The following is an 18,223-nucleotide window of genomic DNA, read 5'->3' on the forward strand; positions in this document are numbered from 1 at the left end:
CAGTATCGTATTTTATAATATCATTTGTCCACCAACATCAAGCACAGTACCTTGAATTCCTTTTTGTTCTAAGGATTTAGCAAAATGATGCGGATCTTGCTGGAGGAGTGGGAATGTATTGAAATGAATAGGGACAACTTGTTTTGCTTGCACCCATTCTGCTGCGAGTAGAGCATCTTCCGGTCCCATTGTAAAATTATCACCAATGGGTAAGAAAGCTAAGTCTACTGGTTTATTTCTACCAATTAGCTTCATATCTGAAAACAATCCAGTATCTCCTGCATGGTAAATTGTTTTATCTCCTAGAGTCAGCAAAAGACCTGCTGGCATTCCTAAGTAAATTATCTCTTTCTTTTTACCATGTTCTACAACTAATCCAGTTCCATGAAAAGCTGGTGTCAACTTCACTGTACCAAAGTCAAAAGTAAAACTTCCACCAATATGCATTCCATGAGTTTTAACACCTTGCCAATCTAAATATGTAGCTAACTCAAAGTTGGCAATAACCGTAGCCTTGTTTTTTTTCGCAATCTCTATGGTATCTCCAAGATGATCCCCATGCCCATGTGTGACTAAAATATAGTCCGCTTTTAGATCCTCCCAAGCTACCTTCGCCACTGGATTTCCTGTGATAAATGGATCTATGACGAGACAGTATGAATCATGTTCAATTAGAACGCCAGAATGACCTAGAAAGGTAATTTTCATCACGTTACCTCCATTTGTCTATTTAGAGGTGGTTGCATAAATCAGTCGCTTATCATAGCCCAACCTACTCCTGTTGGCTTTGGTCCTCCCATAGAAGTCCCTATAGGAGAAAAGTCGATCCTACACAAAACGATTCGCACCTATTTTAGGAGTGATTTAGGCTTTTCATCGAAATATGCAACGTGCTCTATTTACCAGTTACAGTCCCATTCTATAATACTACTTTCGTACGTGCTAGTTTGCTAATCGCTTACCTTGTGTCAAAAAGTTCTTTGGCAGGTTCATAAATTATTTTTTGAAGATCATTCATCAAAATTCCAAATCTTTCTTCAGCCTGTAGACATTTTATGATCGCAGGCACACCTTGAATGGCCATCGATAATTTTTTCATTTGCTCCTGTTGTTCTTCTGAAGGCTGTTTTCCTTCCAGCAATAATTGTTGCATCTCTACCTGTGTCTTTCGAAAGGTTGAAATCATCTCTTTATACTTTGGATTGTCCTCTACTTCTTGATACGCTTCTTTCCATTCTTGGTAAACGTTAGACTTTCGAATAGTACGTGCCAATTGATGTGCAAGATCATAAGCATTTTGCATTAGAGTTACTCCTTTCTGTGTGTTAGATATCATATTTAGTACTGCTGATTACTAATACCTATTCATAATGGTATATATAGGCAAGCCTTTTTTTATCACCCAAATATACATGCCTACATACTATACAGTAGTTATTTCTGGCGGAAGGGGATTGTCATGGGGCGATCACGAATTCAGATCAAGGTTATACCTGAACGCCATTTTCCTGCAAATACAAATATAAATATGAGTCGCTTTTTAGTCAAAAAGCTCGGAATTCATAGTCCGTCTATTCGAGTTATGTTTGGATCATCTATCCATATAGGTCAAATCTACTTAAATCGGAAAAAAAGTTCAACCATCCTAATTAGTTCAGAGTTAGCTTCAAAGCTTTACCTCCCTAATCAGTCTTCGGTCTATGCCCAATTTGATCCCCAAGCTCTCCGCTTAAAACTAGGTCCATTGCTTGGGATACTTATGAATACCCCAACTTCAGAAAATGCAAAACAAATCTTTGGAGCAATGACTCGCTTTCTTGAAGAATGCGCTCTTTGTGGCTCAATGTATGGTATTCAAGTTGCTATATGTTTTCCAGAAAACATCCTTATCAGAAAAAAATCAATCATTGGATGGATCTATGAAAAAGGAAAATGGATACAAAAAATTTTACCATTTCCAGATGTCATTTATAATCGGATTACTTCGCGAAAAATCGAACAACAAGAAACACTACAAGCAAAACTTAAACACTTACGTACCTATTATCAAGTCCCTATTTTTAATGAGAAATTCCTAAATAAATGGCAAGTTCATCAGATATTATGTAATGATGAAAAAATGCAAGATATGCTACCAGAAACCACCTTATTTTCTTTTAGTCATCTAAAAGAAATGTTGCAACGTTATCCGATTTTATATCTCAAGCCAGCCAATGGTAGCTTAGGTGGAGGCATTATTCGCTTAATTCGCCAAAATGGACGGATTATTTATCAATCTACTACACCAAGTGGCACTTTAACCCGTTTAACACATTCCCTTTATCACATGAATCAGATATTAAAACAAAGGATTAAAAAGCAGTCGTATCTCATTCAGCAAGGGCTCAACCTCGTCAAGTGCGAAGGGCGACCTGTCGATTTTCGTGTACTGGTACAAAAAAATCGAAGTGGTAACTGGACAATTACCTCAGCAGTCGGAAGAATCGCCAACAATCAACATATTGTTTCTAACTTAGCCAAAGGTGGAACAATCCGTAAAGCATCTGATCTGCTTAAAGAATTAAAACAAATAAGAAAGCCCTCTATTTCACAACTTCGAAAAAAGGCATTGGAAATTGCTAAAACGTTTGAGAGCTTAGCCGATGGACACTTTGCGGAGTTAGGTATTGATCTAGCAATCGACCAAAAAGGGGATATTTGGCTATTGGAAATAAACTCAAAGCCCTCCAAAACAGATGATTCAATGATTTCTTCTACCAACTCAACCCGCCCTTCTGTGTACAGACTCATGGAATATACTCATTTTTTGACTGGATTAAAAGAGCCCACTTTATTTAAGACCAAAAAAAGTTTTCCTACTTTTATGTACCAGAGGAGGACGATGTGTAATGACTAATGGTTCCAGTCAAACGCATACTCTTGGAGTCATCACATGTTTTCATGCTACAGGCGAACGACCTCCTTTTCCAGAGAAAATATTTTTTGAACAACTCACTCAAGCCGGGAAAAAATACCATATAAATATCATTATCTTTAATCCCAAACAAATTGATTGGTCTACTCGTACAGTAAAAGCTTGGACCCATCCATCTCCAAACCAATGGATTTCATCCACTTTTCCACTTCCATGCTTAATCTACGACCGTTGTTTCTACATGGATCGCAAGCATTATTTATCCTACAAACCATCAGTAGTTCGTCTAGCAGAGGATCCCGAAACTCGTCTCCTCGGTCGCCCCTTAGGCGGAAAATTACAAACTTATCTGATGCTAAAGGAATATCCTAAACTCCAACCATATTTGCCATCTACCTATCCTGTCCGCTCCCTACAATCAGTGTTATCAGCACTAAAAGCTTGGTCAACTATTTTACTAAAACCGAATGGTGGAAGCCTTGGTTGTGGAGTTATTTCGATTAAGCAAACTCTTTCTTGTTATTTTATATCTGGTCGTACAAAGCAGAACCAATTTTTCCAAGATGTCCTTTTTAATAAAAAGCAGCTTCTAGTTTGGTTAGAACATTTTATTGCGAATACACGTTACATTATTCAACCTTTTTTAAAGTTAACAACTCCAGATCATCGCCCTTTTGATGTGCGTATTCTAGTACAAAAAAACGAAAAACATGAATGGGAAACAACGGGAATGGCTGTCCGAATAGGAAATCCACATACAGTTACTTCAAATCTACATGGTGGCGGGGAGGCTGTTCCACTTCTCCCTTTTATCGAAAAATTATATTCAAAAGAGGTTGTAATTAAAATTCAGAATCAAATCAAAGAATTAACAGACCTCGTTCCAAATTATATCGAAGCAAAACATGGCCCTTTATTAGAGCTTGGATTAGACCTTGGTATTGACCCCCAAGGAAAAGTGTGGTTATTAGAAGTCAATTCCAAACCAGGACGATCCGTATTCTTAAAAATCGGTCGCCATGAGCTTAGAGAACGTGCCATTCAATTACCTATTCGTTATGCATATTCCCTACTTACAGGAGGGAAAGCCGGATGAGTTCAGTTATTTGTCAGATTCAACCATTACCTCAATCCCCGACTACTGCCATTTTTCTCTCCAAATCCTTAATGAAACAATGGAATTGTACACATGGAGAACTCATCGAAATAGAACTTGGAAATAAATCAGCTCAAGTTCGCATCTTTCAAAATAAACGCCCAGGATATTTCATCATTCTTTCATCTACTTTAGCACGGCAACTTGTTATTCCCTTTGCTGGATCAACACGTACACGGGCTTCTTTTCATGATAAAAAATTACGTTTAGGTCCAGTCATAGGGATCCTAACAACAGGTTTTACTGGAAATATGACAGCTCCATTTGGTGCAAGAACATTGCTTTTTCGAAACTTTTTGTTGGCTAGTGAGATTGAAAAACCCTTCTTTTATGTTTTTACTCCTGAGATGATTAACTGGCAGAATAAAACCGTTATTGGCTACTACTATAAAAAAGACAACTCAGGTGAATGGCGGTGGATGCGCTCTCTCTCTCCTCTACCTGATGTCGTATACGAACGAGTTCCAAATCGCAAAGCAGAGTCGCTAGCACGTGTACAAAGTTGTCTATTACGCTTAAAAGAAAGCACCCATTGCCAAGTTTTTAATCAAGGATTTTTCAATAAATGGACGATCTACCAATTAATAAAGAGCCACCCTCAAACGGCTAGCTATTCTCCTGAATCTCAACTAAATCCAACATCAAAAGTTTTAAAGAATATGCTGGATAAATATAAAATGGTATATCTAAAACCAAGTGGTGGGAGTTTAGGCATGGGAATTTTTCGTATTACCCATCACCCTACTCAAGGATATTTTAGCCGATTTCATCAAGGAGAGAAAAGTATTCTACATCGATTTCGAACCTTAGAAAATCTTCTTAAATTTTATTTTAAAAACAACCCCGATAAGTTAAAAAATTATTTAGTACAACAAGGTATACGTTTACTAAAAGTAAATGGGCGACCTGTTGACTTTCGTGTTCACATGCATAAAGATAGCACAGGAAAGTGGAAAGTAGTAGGTATAGCAGCAAAGGTAGCAGGGTTAGGCTCCGTTACTACTCATGTTCGTACAGGTGGGAGCGTCTTTACAGATGATTTGTTAAAAGAAATTTTACCTAACCATGCTCAGAAAGTAAAAGAAATGTTAGTTCAAGCTGCAGTCGAAATAGCTGAAGTACTTGAAGAGAAACTAAGTGGCCCCTTAGGAGAACTTGGGATGGATATGGGAATTGATCAAAATCAACGTATTTGGTTATTTGAAGTTAATTCTAAACCAGGACGCCATATATTTCATCATCCAAACTTACGGGAAGCAGGTCGTCAATCAGCTAAATATATTACAGAGTATAGTTTAAAGTTGGCAGAATTTGTATAAAAAGGAGGTCGTTCTGAATTGGGCGTTCTGCCTGCAGAAAAAGGACCTTATGTAGCCATTTTTACTTCAGATGGTGGTTCTTCCTTTCGTGGAAACCACCAGAACTTTATCGACTTGATCATGATGGGTAAAAAAATGGGGATCAAAGTATTTGTTCTAACTCCGAGTGGTCTTCAAATTGACCCATCATCTGTCATTGGTTATACTCTTACATTTGTTCGAGGAAAGCCCCGATGGAAAAAAACTGAACTTCCTTTTCCTCAGGTAATTTATAATCGGATTCCAAATCGACAAGTTGAACAGTCAGACGAAGTACAAAGTGCTTTAGCTAGATTGAAGTCAATCCCTGAAATTCACCTTTTTAATCCACACTTCTTTGATAAGTGGACGATTTATCAACATTTACGATCAGATAAACATCTGCGTTCCTATTTACCCGACTCCATTCTTCTACATGATTTAACTTCACTCAAATTAATGCTATTTAAATACCCTATCCTTTACCTAAAACCGATCCATAGTAAAGCAGGGATCGGTATGATTCGTATCACTTTAAATAACAAAGAATACGAAATAATTTATCAACAAAAGAACCAAAAAAAGAAATATTACTTTACTTCCTTTCAAAAGGTATGGTCACTAATCCAAAAGTTATGTGAATCCAACACTTATTTAATTCAACAAGGTATTACTTTAGCTCAGTATCATAACAAGTTTTTTGATGTACGTGTTCTTGTACAAAAAGATGCCAAAGGTATTTGGGATATTACAGGTATGGGTATCCGTTTAGCTGGTAGAAATGCCATTTCTACACATGTTCCAATGGGAGGAAGTATTGAAAATTTTGATGTAGTCATCAAGAAAGTATTTGGTTCTCGATCTACAGAAATTGCCAATCATTTAAAAAAAGCAAGCCTCTCCTTTGCCAAAGCAATTGAAGAAAAGGAAGATACAAACTTAGGAGAAATGTCCATGGATATCGGAATTGATAAAAAAGGAAATTTATGGTTTTTTGAGGCGAATGCGAAACCAATGAAATTTGATGAACCTGAAATACGTTCACTTTCGTTACAAAAAATTTTAGAGTATAGTCGTTTTCTAAGCCTTACAAAAAATTCTGTTCCGGAGGTGAAAAATTGAAAGTTCGTCGCATTAGCGCTAGTGAGTTTCATCGTGTACGTCCTATTCTACTTCATTTAATCAAACAATTTGGGGACGGACGTATCACAGCTCGAGCTATTCGTTGGTTTAATAAACTTCATTTAAATTCAGCAAAGGCTGGAACACTAGTCGCTATTTGTATGGAAAAGCGAAAACTAATTGGTCTGATTGTCATTGGAAATTACGGTTTAGAAGAATCATTTATCGTTGTACACACAAATCATCGTAAACAAGGTGTTGGTGAAGCCTTAGTTCAATTTGCCCTCCAACAGTTAAGTAAATTATACACACGAGTAGCCCATGATAATATTCCTAGTCTTAAACTCTGTTTCTCTTGTAATCTCGTTGCTTTTCATTTGATAAAAGGTCCTACTGGAAAGCCAACATTATGGTTTGGTGGAGGGAATTGGCAAACACAAGATATTTTTAACATCCGGTCATAAAAAATCCCCCTTTTCTTTTAGGGGGATAGATATCAGCTTTCCTTTTACAGATGTATAGCTTCAGAATTTTAAAAAACAACAATCGCTTTTTAGTTATTAATCACTCGTTTCGCTGTAATAAATCCTTCTTTTAACCAGCGAGTATCCATTGAATCGTAACGAACTCCTCCTGAACCCCAAGTGTGTAAAACTTTATTATTCCCAGCATAAATTCCTACATGCCCAATTTTCCCATTTGAAGAACTGGTTTTGAAGAAAAGAAGATCTCCTTTTTTAATCTCAGAACGGGAAACTGTTTTACCCACTGTTGCTTGTTGACGAGAGGAACGCGGGAGAGAAATCTTGTTTTCTTTGAACACTTGCTGTGTGAACAGTGAACAATCAAATAATTTCGTTTGCCCAGACGGTGCCCCCAATCTATATGGGACTCCTAAATACTTTTCCCCAGTTTTAATAACTCTGTCAGCGAGAGCATTTGATTGTTCACTCGAATTATCTAAGTCAGATGGATTCTCTATCTTATTTTGTGGTGGATTCTTTTCTGGAATAGATGGTGCCACATTGGAAGGTGTTTCGTTAGCCGAATCTTCCGAATAATTAGGTTGAGTAACCAGTTTACCTTCTGAATATTTCCAACCCACTTTCGAAAAGATTCTCTGCAAATCATCCTGTGGAGCAGCATGGCTCATGCTTAAAGGGATTCCAGCGATTACTGCAAGAGAAGTTAATGAGGCAAAAGCAACTTTTTTGATCTTTTTACGTGTAAGCATCAAATCCTCCTAAGAATATATAAATTTGTTGGACATTTCTTTTTGCTGATCTCGTCCAACTTGTTTTCCATGTTAACATAAAAAAAACCTGTTGTATTATGTAAATATCACCAATATAAGTAATATCCGGCATACTCTTTTTATGACTAGCCGTTAATGTCAATCTAATTTGGATATTTTTATTTTCTTTGTTTCCATGTGTCATGCTCATGAATATATAGTAAAAGGTACAGATTGTATAGAAAGGAGCATGAAAGTTGAAACGAAAAAAAATCGGTCCATCACGAAAAAAAATAATGTCAGATCACTTCCAAGATGAACTTATATTAGAAGAGATTATGCAACTTGAACAACTTGATTTAGCAAAACAATCCGAACCATTACCCACCGAACAAAGAAATCTTCTACCTCCTGACCAAGAAGAAACACATTTCAAAAATGATCTCCCCTTTCCCCATGAGTCCAAGCTCTCTAAACTTAAAAAGTTACGTAATCCCTCAAATGAAAAGAAAGCATTTATCTATACAGATGATTTACCTGATGCAGTCATTACTTCAGAAAAGCTTGCTAATCATTCCATCAGCGACAGCAAGATCAAAAAAGGAGCAGTTCTTACTGATCATCTACAAGATGAAAGCGTTATTTCAGCAAAAATAGCTGACCAAGCTATTACTTCTCCTAAAATCGCAGAGAAAGCGATCAAAGAGCACCATCTGGACAATCAATCCATCTCTGGCGAAAAGATTCAACGTGAATCCATTACTGCTAAGCATTTAAAAGAAAATTCAATTCCAGGCAACCGTATCATGGAACATAGTATTGAAGGCAGTAAGATTAAAGATCGTTCCATTTATGCCAATCATATTGGAATTGGCCATGTTCATCCAGAACATCTAGCTGACCAAGTCATCACAGGTGCAAAAATTAAAAGTGGCACCATCACCAATATTCATCTGGCCAATGATACTATTGATAATGCTAAAATTGCTGATCTTTCTATTTCAACAAGTAAACTCCAAGACCGATCCATTACAGCAGAGAAACTTGAAAATGAATCAATTACCCAAGATAAATTGGCTCATTCCTCCGTTTCGACTCATCACTTAAACGATAAGATCGTCCAAACCAAACATATTGCTGATGGGGCAATTACGCACTCGAAGCTCTCTCCACTCTCTATTCAAGATCATATGATACAGGATCAAGCGATTCAGACTCGCCATTTGAATAATCAAATTATCCATGCACAACATTTACAAGAACGTTCAGTAGGTCAGCATCACATTCAAGACAGAAGTATTCATGATCATCACATTGCGAGCCATTCGATTTCTGGTACAAAGCTGATGGACCATTCTATTACCACAGCTAAGCTAGCACCCGAGTCTGTCTCGACCGATAAATTAATCGATTTATCAGTTACTGGAAATAAATTAGGAGAAGGGGCAGTTACTCCAAGTAAAATCGCTTTTAAAGCGATCCTAAGTGAACATTTAAGCCCTGAATTAATTCAAAAGGACCATATTCAACCAAAGCAAATCTTAACTAAGCACATAGCCAATGATGCGATTACTCAAAGCAAATTAGCTCCAAATGCCGTTTGTACAGAGCATCTGTCTAATCAAATCATCACAGCCAAACATATTCAAAAAGGTCAAATTGAAACAGAGCTATTAGCGAGTGAAGCGATAACATCAGAAAAAATAGCAAGAGAAGCGATTATAACAAAACATATTCAACCACAATCCATCATTTCCTCCCATATACGACCTGATCAAATTGCAACCCATCATCTGCAAGATGAAGCAATTACAACCAATCAGTTAGCTGGTAATTCTATTTTGCAACACCATATTTCAAAACAAGCGATTATTGCTGACCATATTGGTGAAGAACAAATCCAAACAGATCATCTAGCTAATCAAGCAATAACGGCCGAAAAATTGGCTTTTTCCTCAGTTCAAAGTGACCACATTGACAAACAAGCGATCTTAGCTGGACATATTCAAAGTGGACAAATTAAAAACCGCCATCTCTCCGATGAAGTAGTAACATCTGGTAAACTAGCTAGAGGAGTTATCCAAAAGAAACACATTAGTGAAAAGTCCATTCAAGCAGAGCATATCCAAAATGAACAAATTGAAAATCATCACCTTGCCAATGAATCAGTTACCCAAAATAAGATCGCGAAATGCTCTGTGGAAGCAAAACATATCATTGATCGGTCTATTTTCTCTCATCACATTCAAAATGAGCAAATTGAAAATCATCATCTTGCGGATGAAATCATTACAGCAAATAAGTTGGCTCCAGAGTCGGTTGACGCTAAACACATTCAAGAGCAGTCCATTCTCTCTAAACATATTCATGATGCGCAAATCGAATCTCACCACCTCGCGAGCGAAATAGTGACTGCTGATAAATTAGCCAATGGAGCTATCCATGAAAAACATCTAACTCCAGAGATCATTTCTTCTAAACATATTCAAAATAAGCAAATTGAAAATCATCATCTTGCGGATGAAATCATTACTACTCAGAAGTTAGCCTTCGATTCGATAGAGGCTAAACATATCCAAGAGCAGTCCATTCTCTCCAAACATATTCAAGATGAACAAATCGAATCTCACCACCTTGCAAGCGAAATAGTGACTGCTGATAAATTAGCCAAAGATGCCATCTACGAAGAACATCTAACTTCGGAGATCATCTCATCTAAACACATTCAACCGAATCAAATTGAAAATCATCATCTCACGGATGAAGTTATTACAGCGAATAAGTTAGCTTCAGAGTCGGTTGACGCTAAACACATTCAAAAGCAGTCTATTCTCTCTAAACATATTCATGATGCGCAAATTGAATCCCATCACCTTGGGAGTGAAATTGTTACTGCTGATAAAATAGCCAATGGAGCCATCCATGAAAAACATCTAACTCCAGAGATCATTTCCTCTAACCATATTCAAAATAAGCAAATTGAAAATCATCATCTTGCGGATGAAATCATTACTACTCAGAAGTTAGCCTTCGATTCGATAGAGGCTAAACACATTCAAGAGCAGTCTATTCTCTCTAAACATATTCATGATGCGCAAATTGAATCCCATCACCTTGGGAGTGAAATAGTGACTGCTGATAAATTAGCCAATGGAGCTATCCATGAAAAACATCTAACTCCAGAGATCATTTCTTCTAAACATATTCAAAATAAGCAAATTGAAAATCATCATCTTGCGGATGAAATCATTACTACTCAGAAGTTAGCCTTCGATTCGATAGAGGCTAAACATATCCAAGAGCAGTCCATTCTCTCCAAACATATTCAAGATGAACAAATCGAATCTCACCACCTCGCAAGCAAAATAGTGACTGCTGATAAATTAGCCAAAGATGCCATCTACGAAGAACATCTAACTTCGGAGATCATCTCATCTAAACACATTCAACCGAATCAAATTGAAAATCATCATCTAACGGATGAAATTATTACAGCGAATAAGTTAGCTTCAGAGTCGGTTGACGCTAAACACATTCAAGAGCAATCCATTCTCTCTAAACATATTCAAGATGAACAAATCACCAACCGCCATATAGCTGAAGGCGCAATCACTTCTTATAAAATTGGCTTTGATACCATCCAAACTCATCATCTACAAAATAAATCCATCACCAAAGACAAATTGGCAAATGACTCCGTACAATCTGATAAAATTGCGGCTAAAGCGATACAATCCATCCATTTAGCTGAAGAATCCGTTCAATCAGAACATCTTAAAGATCATTCAATCGGAATCGAAAAACTAAGCTTTTCTCTCCCTCTCATTCTGTCAGGAAATACCACTTTTATCATAGGGGAAGAAGAAGTCGAAACTATCGTTGAAGTCCCTATTGAGCAGTCTTTACCTGCTTCTTACATTGTCGTAGCAATGACAGATCAGCCTTTTTGCATTGCAAGTTTATTGGAACGTTCGGAAGAAAAGTTTATGCTTCGAATTTATAAAGCTTGTTCGACAAAACAAGAAATCAAAGGGAACATATTTTGGATCGCAACTCCTTCTGTGGTTTCAAGCTCACAACCACCCACTTCTGGCTTAGAAGAAACACCTGAAACTATTTCCATCGCAACTCTCTCCAAGCCACTTTCTTATAATAACGAAAAAGGGTTTAACTGAGATAATTTCTAATTCGTGTTTGCGAAGGGCTAACCCTAGGCATTTCATGCTTTGGGGTCAGTCCTCTTTTCTTTATCCTTGGGGAACTAATGGCGAAATCTCCTTTTGATATGCAAGGGATAAGCGATGTAAGGCACGTGTACATCCAACAAATAGCAACTTTGCACATTGCTCATTTTCTGGATAAAATTGATCATCGACATCCAGTAAGATAACGGCATCAAACTCCATTCCTTTAACTAAATAAATCGGTGCTACAGAAAGCCCCCCTAGATACTGGTCTTGTTGTGAAGTAATTAAGTTAGGCTTTAACTCTGCGTTCATTAACATACGATATGCCTCTTTGGCTCTCATCTCTGTTGGTGTAACAACAGCGACTGTATGACTCCCCTGTGAAAAAGCATCTTGAACCCAAGTCATAATTTCTTGAAATGAATTCATTTGAAAACACTGTACAGGATCACCACTACGAAATACAGGAATGGCCCTTTCGATTTCTCCGCGATATGGATCGATTACTTGATTTGCAAACTGGATAATTTCCGTTGTTGACCGATAACTTCGCTGTAACTGATAGAAACGAACTTTTTGTATAGGAAACAAACTTTGAAATTCATTCCAATGGCGAATTCCTTGCCCCCCAAAAATATTTTGTAGTATATCCCCCAAGATCGTAAACGAACCACTGGGACAGTATTCTTGTAACACTGCAACTTGTAATGGGGAAAAATCTTGTGCCTCATCAATGACAATATGATCAAACAACTGTGTCTGATCTACTCCATACAACTGGGTATGTAGATAAACAAGCGGTGCCAAATCAGCACAGTCAAGCACCTTTAAGTTGATGTTTTGTCTAATAATGGAAAGATCAATATCTAAATCACTGGAAGGAAGAGGAGTAATGAGAAGATGATGGTATAATTCAATGAGGTTATGTTTCGGCCAAGCCTTCATATATGCACGCATCCGTTTCATTGCTTCTTTTTTTTGTAAACCTTTCGGATCTAAGGAGCGTATTTCCTTATATGCCGACTCTAACCAACGTTTGATGCGAGCAAATACTCGTTCCTTTCTTTTCATAAGAGGTTCATGTTTATATTCAATTTCAAACCAAGTTCGAATAGTTTCTTCAGAGAGAAAAACATCATCCCATGCAAGTATTCCACGTTTTGGAACGACATGAGATTCATAGTAGGCAAATGCCCTCTTTAAATAATGTAAAAAATCGATCGATCCTCTTAGGCGATCCCATTTTTCTGTTTGAGTCAAGAATGGTGGTTTTTTATCAAATTGTTTAGCCTGAGGAGAAGTTTTTAGCTCTTCAAGTTCGATGTGATGTGACTTTAAAATCTCCATCGCCCAGTTACGAAAAGTTGTCTGCTGAATATCACCCACTCCTAACTCCGGCAATACATCCGAAATATAATCCAAAAACATTTGGTTGGGTGCAAAAATGACAATGCGTTCCGCCCTGATTCTTTGTCGATATTGATATAACAAAAAGGCAAGTCGGTGTAAGGCAACTGTTGTCTTTCCACTTCCGGGTACTCCTTGTATAATCAACGCCTCACTGCGATCTGCACGGATAATCTGGTCTTGCTCAAGTTGAATGGTAGAAACAATATCACGTAATCGATGATCTTTATTCTCGGAGAGACGATACAACAAAAATTCATCGGTAAGCCCCATATTTTCTTTTCCTCGAACATAGCTATCCACAACTCGCTCTAGTTTTTGCTTACGAATAACAATATTTCGTTTTAAATGAATAACTCCTTCAACTAAACCATCAGGTGAAATATAGGAAGCAGTATCTCCTTTTCCAGTAAACGAATAAAACATACTAGCAACAGGAGCTCGCCAATCAATGATTAGTGGTTGATTCTCCGCTTCATCTTCCACACCGATTTTCCCAATATATAAAGGAGTAATCTGGTTCGTTTCACCCTCTTCAAAGTCTAAGCGACCAAAATAGAGTTGAGAATAAGCATGTCTTAGATCTCTTAGCTTCTTTTGTCGTTGATCATCAAGTATTTGCTCAACTAAATGATTGCCATAATAGCGAGGTATTTTTTCAAGTGCAGCTATCTGTTGACCAATTTTCTCTGTGATTTGCTTAAGCTTTTGCTTTTCTTCCGTATATAGACTCAAAATATTACCCCCTTGATTTGAAGAAACGTAACATATAATTTATTACAAAAATTCACTGATGTCAAATCAACAAAAAAACCTGAACATGAATAATGTCCAGGTTTTTAAACCGAGCCTCTATCTATATATATCGTCTAGTACATTTTTTTCCATTATAGCTAAATAAAACCTTTCGAGAGTCCATCATCGTTTGTAGATGAACATTTCGTCCCCAGAGAGCATAAACATGCGGTAGCGTTTTTTCCAAATATTTGATATCCAGCTCGACTCCTTCGTACTGGTGTACCAAATACAGCTCCCCGTTTTGGAGATAGTCCCCATTTTGTACTAAGATTACTGGATATCCACCATTAATACGGCTTGTTACCAATTCATCTCGGACTTTTTTCCAATTTTTATCTGTAATACTCCAATCATTCCCTTTCCGTTGAAACACATATAAATCTAATTCCTCTACCAAATCTTTCGTTAAATAGTTACGTAAGAAAGAAATATCAGAGTCTAATTCACGAACTTCAAAAATTTTCTTCCGTCCCTGGTTAGGCATACGCCCCCATCTCTTTTGTTCTTGCACGGTGGGATGATCAAAACGACGTTCAATATCTTCAAAAATTTTTAGTCCGAGATAATAAGGATTGATCGAAGTTGGAGCTGGTTGTGTGACTGATGCATTTAGTTTGGCAAATTCAATCGTCTCCTCTTCTGTCAAATCCATCTCTCGCATAATCCGAATATGCCAGTATGTCGCCCAACCTTCATTCATAATCTTTGTTTCAATTTGTGGCCAAAAATAAAGCATTTCATTACGTATAATAGTTAAAATATCTTGATGCCAATCATCTAAAATCCGGCTATGATTCATTATAAACAATAGTAAATCTTTCTCTGGGTCTTCTGGAAAATTTTTCTTTTTCGTATCTTTGGGTGGGATATTATTTGGCTCATCTAATCTCCATAAATCATCATATGGAGTTGTACGCTTCGGTGTTGGATTTTCATTTTTATCTTGATAAGTCAATTGTTGATCCAAAAGGCTTGGATTGATATGCTCTTGAATTGCAAGCACATGATCTAAAAAGGCTTCTACTTCCTCTTTTCCGTATTGAATCTCATAGTTACGGATTCGCTCAGCACTTGCAGCCATACTCTCAACCATATCCCGTGGCGTATTGGAAAAGCGAATATTATTTTTAAAAAAGTCACAGTGTGCTAAGACGTGAGCCACGATCATCTTATTTTGAATTAAACTATTTCCTTTTAGCAAAAAGGCATAACAAGGATTAGAATTAATGACCAATTCATAAATTCGACTTAAGTTAAAGTCATACTGCAGCTTCATCTTGTGAAAAGCTTTCCCAAAACTCCAGTGGGAAAAGCGTGTAGGCATCCCATAAGCACCAAAAGTGTAAATAATATCTGCTGGACAAATCTCATAGCGCATCGGATAAAAATCAAGTCCAAAACCAACGGCAATTTCCGTGATTTCATCAATCGCCCGCTCTAGGGCTTTCATCTCATTGGACATGATTGCCCCCCTTCCTTTAAACAAGGGAAGTTTGAAGCTAAGTTGATTCTCCAGATTTACAATTCTTAAGATTGAATTGACTAGGTGAAATATATTTTCAATTTTTTATATTTACATTATAGCATAAATTAATTTTTAATAGTGTGTAAAAAGACTTAACTCAAGAATAAATAACATTATAGTTGACGAAAAATGAATCAAGCAGCTATACTTAGCTTAAATCAATCATAATTGTATAGTTGATGTCTCTATTAGGTGAGGTTCCTGTTCGGAGATACGCTACTGCCCAAAAATGTCGAGAGACGCCAATGGGTCAGCAGGAAAGATCGGAAAGAAGGTCTTTTCTAACGTAGCTGGTCTTATGACCTATGCCGCTCAGTGCCAAAGCTCAATGAGGGGGACATTCAAAAATAGCCCAGAAACAGGCAAATATTGGGCTTATTTTGTGATGATGAAACCCTCTCGATCTTTTTAGAGAGGGTTTTTTATTGGGCATAATACAAAAAGGAGGGGAAAGCATGGATCACACCATCATTCAAAAAGAAATTGAATTCGCTTTACAGAACAAGAAAAACCCACAACATTTGTTTGATTTGGTTCATTCTTTACGTCCATATGATATTTCCGAAGTTTTGAGGGAGTTAAGTCTTGAGGAACAGCTTGATTTGATATCTAAGTTGCCAATCGTGCTTGCCGCTGAATCACTTGAATATCTTGAGCCTGAGGTGCAATATCATATTTTACGACACTTAAAGGACTCCATCGCTTCCCCTCTGTTGAAGCAGATGTCAAGTGATGCAGTGGTAGATATGCTACTAGCGATCCATCCGTTACAAGCACAACGTCTTTTGGATTTACTCCCCGAAGATTATCGTGATAAAATCAATCAATTGATGACTTATCCCGAGTATACAGCGGGAAGTCTCATGACAGTAGATTATATAGCTGCCAGAGCCTACTGGAATGGCGAACAGACTCTCTCACATATACGAAAAGTGGGACATGAAGCAGAAATTGTTTCCTACATCTATGTCACTGATATTCGTGGCGAACTCGTAGGGGTCTGTTCGTTGAAAGAGATCATCTTAGCTCGTCCTGATACTCGTTTAGGTGAAATTGCTATCCAAGATATCATCACAGTTCCTGCAGATATGGAACAAGAAGAAGTAGCCAACATTTTATCTCGATATGACTTTTATGCTCTTCCAGTCGTTGATCAGCAAAATCGGCTAAAAGGGATTATCACCGTAGATGATGTAGTTGATGTTATCCAAGAAGAGGCTACAGAGGACTTTCAAAAAATGGGAGGTAGCTCTCCTTTATCCGAGCCTTACTTTAAAACATCGACCTGGGAACTTTTCCGGAAACGAATTATTTGGCTACTTGTGCTCTTTATTGGTGGTGCTTATACTGCAAATGTGTTAGAAAAGTTTAGTGATACACTAAGTAAAATTGTAGAGCTATCATTCTTTATCCCTCTCTTAACAGGTACCGGTGGCAATACAGCTTCACAAATTGTTACCACTTTAGTACGTGCTCTTGGTATGGGTGAAGTCACATTTAAGGACATCTTTCGTGTAATACGCAAAGAAATCATAACTGGATGTCTACTAGGCTTATCGTTAGGATTCATTATGTATATACGAGCGGTGCTCATGGGTGTCCAAACGAATGTCGGTTGGGTTGTATCCATTTCTATTTTAATTATTGTATTATGGTCATCTTTAGTGTCTGCTATTTTACCACTCATCTTACATCGACTCAAGGTAGATCCTGCCGTTGTATCTAATCCATTAATCACAACTTTAGTGGATGGAACTGGACTTATTATTTACTTTACCACAGCAAAGCTACTTTTACATCTATAGTAGGTGAGGTCTTAAAGACCTCATCTTTCTTACTCGAATGATCTATCTTGTTTCTTCACCTTTTTTATTCATATCTCTGGGTACACAATTCTTAATTGATTACCAATCCAGCTACATCTACTCGATATACCTTTTGAGTTTTTGATAAAGCTAAATTAACAATTCGTAGAATTTCCCTTTGTGTTGCTTTCTCCACTCTTCTTAATAGGTTATTTTTAAAAGTATTTCCTAGAACCAACCAATCAGCCTCGAAAGTTCCTTCTGCCTCAATATCGACATCAACGATCAATGACTGTATATCTATTTGGTCTAGTTTAAACTTATGAAATTTAACATCAGCATTATGTCCAATCTCTTGTTTGATTCTCTTTATGTTCATCAATAGATTGGTTGTTAAATCATTTGACAAGCCGTTTTCTGAACTTGTGTTATGTACTCTGTTGATTGATTATTTGTTGGCTGGTTGTTAGAAGATGAAACATCGTAATTCGATTGGTTATTTTTTAATTTCTTAGTTTTTAGTCACTTAAATCCCTTTGAATTCTTTACATCAGTCATATGGATGTGTCCTTTCAGAAAATCCTATCTTTCCCTTTTAAAAATCAACATAGATTTTGCTCATATTATTTCTAGTTTTTGTGACAAGAAGGCTTTCTATGCACAGTGCGTCCGTTACGTTAATGGTTGATACTCTTTTTGAACCGCTCACATAAATAAAAAAGTGAGCTTGTGAATAAA

13 protein-coding genes and 1 riboswitch are annotated in these 18,223 nt (G+C 37.1%); of the genes, 7 read left to right on the forward strand and 6 right to left on the reverse strand.

What is annotated here, in order from left to right:
* Nucleotides 1–12: 12 nt before the first annotated feature.
* Together DL897_RS02035 and DL897_RS02040 are read right to left on the reverse strand one after the other, a co-directional pair.
* A complete protein-coding gene (locus DL897_RS02035) occupies nucleotides 13–708 on the reverse strand; it encodes a metal-dependent hydrolase (protein WP_113657456.1) in 696 nt (231 codons plus the stop codon).
* 250 nt (nucleotides 709–958) lie between these two features.
* Nucleotides 959–1,303, reverse strand: a complete 345-nt coding sequence (locus DL897_RS02040) for a YlbF family regulator (protein WP_168188602.1) — start codon at nucleotides 1,301–1,303, stop codon at nucleotides 959–961.
* Between the two features lie 156 nt (nucleotides 1,304–1,459).
* Here DL897_RS02040 and DL897_RS02045 point away from each other — a divergent pair, with 156 nt between their 5' ends.
* Genes DL897_RS02045 through DL897_RS02065 form a run of 5 tightly spaced genes read left to right on the forward strand, consistent with a single transcriptional unit; the run spans nucleotide 1,460 to nucleotide 6,993 of the window.
* On the forward strand, nucleotides 1,460–2,896 hold the full coding sequence (locus tag DL897_RS02045; RefSeq protein WP_113657458.1) for a YheC/YheD family endospore coat-associated protein: 1,437 nt from the start codon (nucleotides 1,460–1,462) through the stop codon (nucleotides 2,894–2,896).
* Nucleotides 2,889–4,010: a YheC/YheD family endospore coat-associated protein gene (locus DL897_RS02050; protein WP_113657459.1), complete on the forward strand. Its 1,122-nt coding sequence runs from the start codon at nucleotides 2,889–2,891 to the stop codon at nucleotides 4,008–4,010. The genes DL897_RS02045 and DL897_RS02050 overlap by 8 nt, the downstream gene beginning before the upstream one ends.
* A complete protein-coding gene (locus tag DL897_RS02055; RefSeq protein WP_113657460.1) occupies nucleotides 4,007–5,389 on the forward strand; it encodes a YheC/YheD family endospore coat-associated protein in 1,383 nt (460 codons plus the stop codon). The genes DL897_RS02050 and DL897_RS02055 overlap by 4 nt, the downstream gene beginning before the upstream one ends.
* An 18-nt stretch (nucleotides 5,390–5,407) precedes the next feature.
* The gene (locus DL897_RS02060) at nucleotides 5,408–6,529 is read left to right on the forward strand and encodes a YheC/YheD family endospore coat-associated protein (RefSeq protein ID WP_113657461.1); all 1,122 of its coding nucleotides are present in this window, start codon (nucleotides 5,408–5,410) and stop codon (nucleotides 6,527–6,529) included.
* Nucleotides 6,526–6,993, forward strand: coding sequence for a GNAT family N-acetyltransferase (locus tag DL897_RS02065; protein ID WP_113657462.1), 468 nt, complete (start codon nucleotides 6,526–6,528; stop codon nucleotides 6,991–6,993). The genes DL897_RS02060 and DL897_RS02065 overlap by 4 nt, the downstream gene beginning before the upstream one ends.
* An 89-nt stretch (nucleotides 6,994–7,082) precedes the next feature.
* Here the strand turns inward: DL897_RS02065 and DL897_RS02070 are convergent, their stop codons facing one another.
* A complete protein-coding gene (locus DL897_RS02070) occupies nucleotides 7,083–7,763 on the reverse strand; it encodes a C40 family peptidase (protein WP_113657463.1) in 681 nt (226 codons plus the stop codon).
* Nucleotides 7,764–8,020: 257 nt separating this feature from the next.
* Here DL897_RS02070 and DL897_RS02075 point away from each other — a divergent pair, with 257 nt between their 5' ends.
* On the forward strand, nucleotides 8,021–11,938 hold the full coding sequence (locus DL897_RS02075) for a WIAG-tail domain (RefSeq protein WP_113657464.1): 3,918 nt from the start codon (nucleotides 8,021–8,023) through the stop codon (nucleotides 11,936–11,938).
* Between the two features lie 72 nt (nucleotides 11,939–12,010).
* On the opposite strand, the gene DL897_RS02080 is transcribed toward DL897_RS02075, so the two are convergent.
* Nucleotides 12,011–14,092 carry a HelD family protein gene (locus tag DL897_RS02080; RefSeq protein ID WP_113657465.1) on the reverse strand — a complete coding sequence of 694 codons (2,082 nt, stop codon included), beginning with the start codon at nucleotides 14,090–14,092 and terminating at the stop codon, nucleotides 12,011–12,013.
* Nucleotides 14,093–14,213: 121 nt separating this feature from the next.
* Nucleotides 14,214–15,617, reverse strand: coding sequence for a SpoVR family protein (locus tag DL897_RS02085; protein ID WP_420824100.1), 1,404 nt, complete (start codon nucleotides 15,615–15,617; stop codon nucleotides 14,214–14,216).
* A gap of 240 nt (nucleotides 15,618–15,857) precedes the next feature.
* Nucleotides 15,858–16,023: riboswitch (M-box (ykoK) riboswitch) on the forward strand.
* Nucleotides 16,024–16,135: 112 nt separating this feature from the next.
* Between DL897_RS02085 and mgtE the strand changes: the two genes are divergently transcribed.
* The gene (mgtE, locus tag DL897_RS02095) at nucleotides 16,136–17,485 is read left to right on the forward strand and encodes a magnesium transporter (RefSeq protein ID WP_113657467.1); all 1,350 of its coding nucleotides are present in this window, start codon (nucleotides 16,136–16,138) and stop codon (nucleotides 17,483–17,485) included.
* A 91-nt stretch (nucleotides 17,486–17,576) separates the two neighbouring features.
* Here the strand turns inward: mgtE and DL897_RS02100 are convergent, their stop codons facing one another.
* Nucleotides 17,577–17,894: a Ger(x)C family spore germination C-terminal domain-containing protein gene (locus DL897_RS02100; RefSeq protein ID WP_113657468.1), complete on the reverse strand. Its 318-nt coding sequence runs from the start codon at nucleotides 17,892–17,894 to the stop codon at nucleotides 17,577–17,579.
* Nucleotides 17,895–18,223: the final 329 nt, after the last annotated feature.

Source organism: Thermoflavimicrobium daqui, from assembly GCF_003313465.1.
Lineage (GTDB): Bacteria > Bacillota > Bacilli > Thermoactinomycetales > Thermoactinomycetaceae > Thermoflavimicrobium > Thermoflavimicrobium daqui.

Coding starts and splice junctions, on each gene's coding strand:
- DL897_RS02040 (WP_168188602.1), bottom strand. CDS start 1,303: ATGCAAAATGCTTATGATCTTGCACATCAATTGGCACGTACTATTCGA.
- DL897_RS02055 (WP_113657460.1), top strand. CDS start 4,007: ATGAGTTCAGTTATTTGTCAGATTCAACCATTACCTCAATCCCCGACT.
- DL897_RS02085 (WP_420824100.1), bottom strand. CDS start 15,617: ATGTCCAATGAGATGAAAGCCCTAGAGCGGGCGATTGATGAAATCACG.
- DL897_RS02035 (WP_113657456.1), bottom strand. CDS start 708: ATGAAAATTACCTTTCTAGGTCATTCTGGCGTTCTAATTGAACATGAT.
- DL897_RS02045 (WP_113657458.1), top strand. CDS start 1,460: ATGGGGCGATCACGAATTCAGATCAAGGTTATACCTGAACGCCATTTT.
- DL897_RS02070 (WP_113657463.1), bottom strand. CDS start 7,763: ATGCTTACACGTAAAAAGATCAAAAAAGTTGCTTTTGCCTCATTAACT.
- DL897_RS02050 (WP_113657459.1), top strand. CDS start 2,889: ATGACTAATGGTTCCAGTCAAACGCATACTCTTGGAGTCATCACATGT.
- mgtE (WP_113657467.1), top strand. CDS start 16,136: ATGGATCACACCATCATTCAAAAAGAAATTGAATTCGCTTTACAGAAC.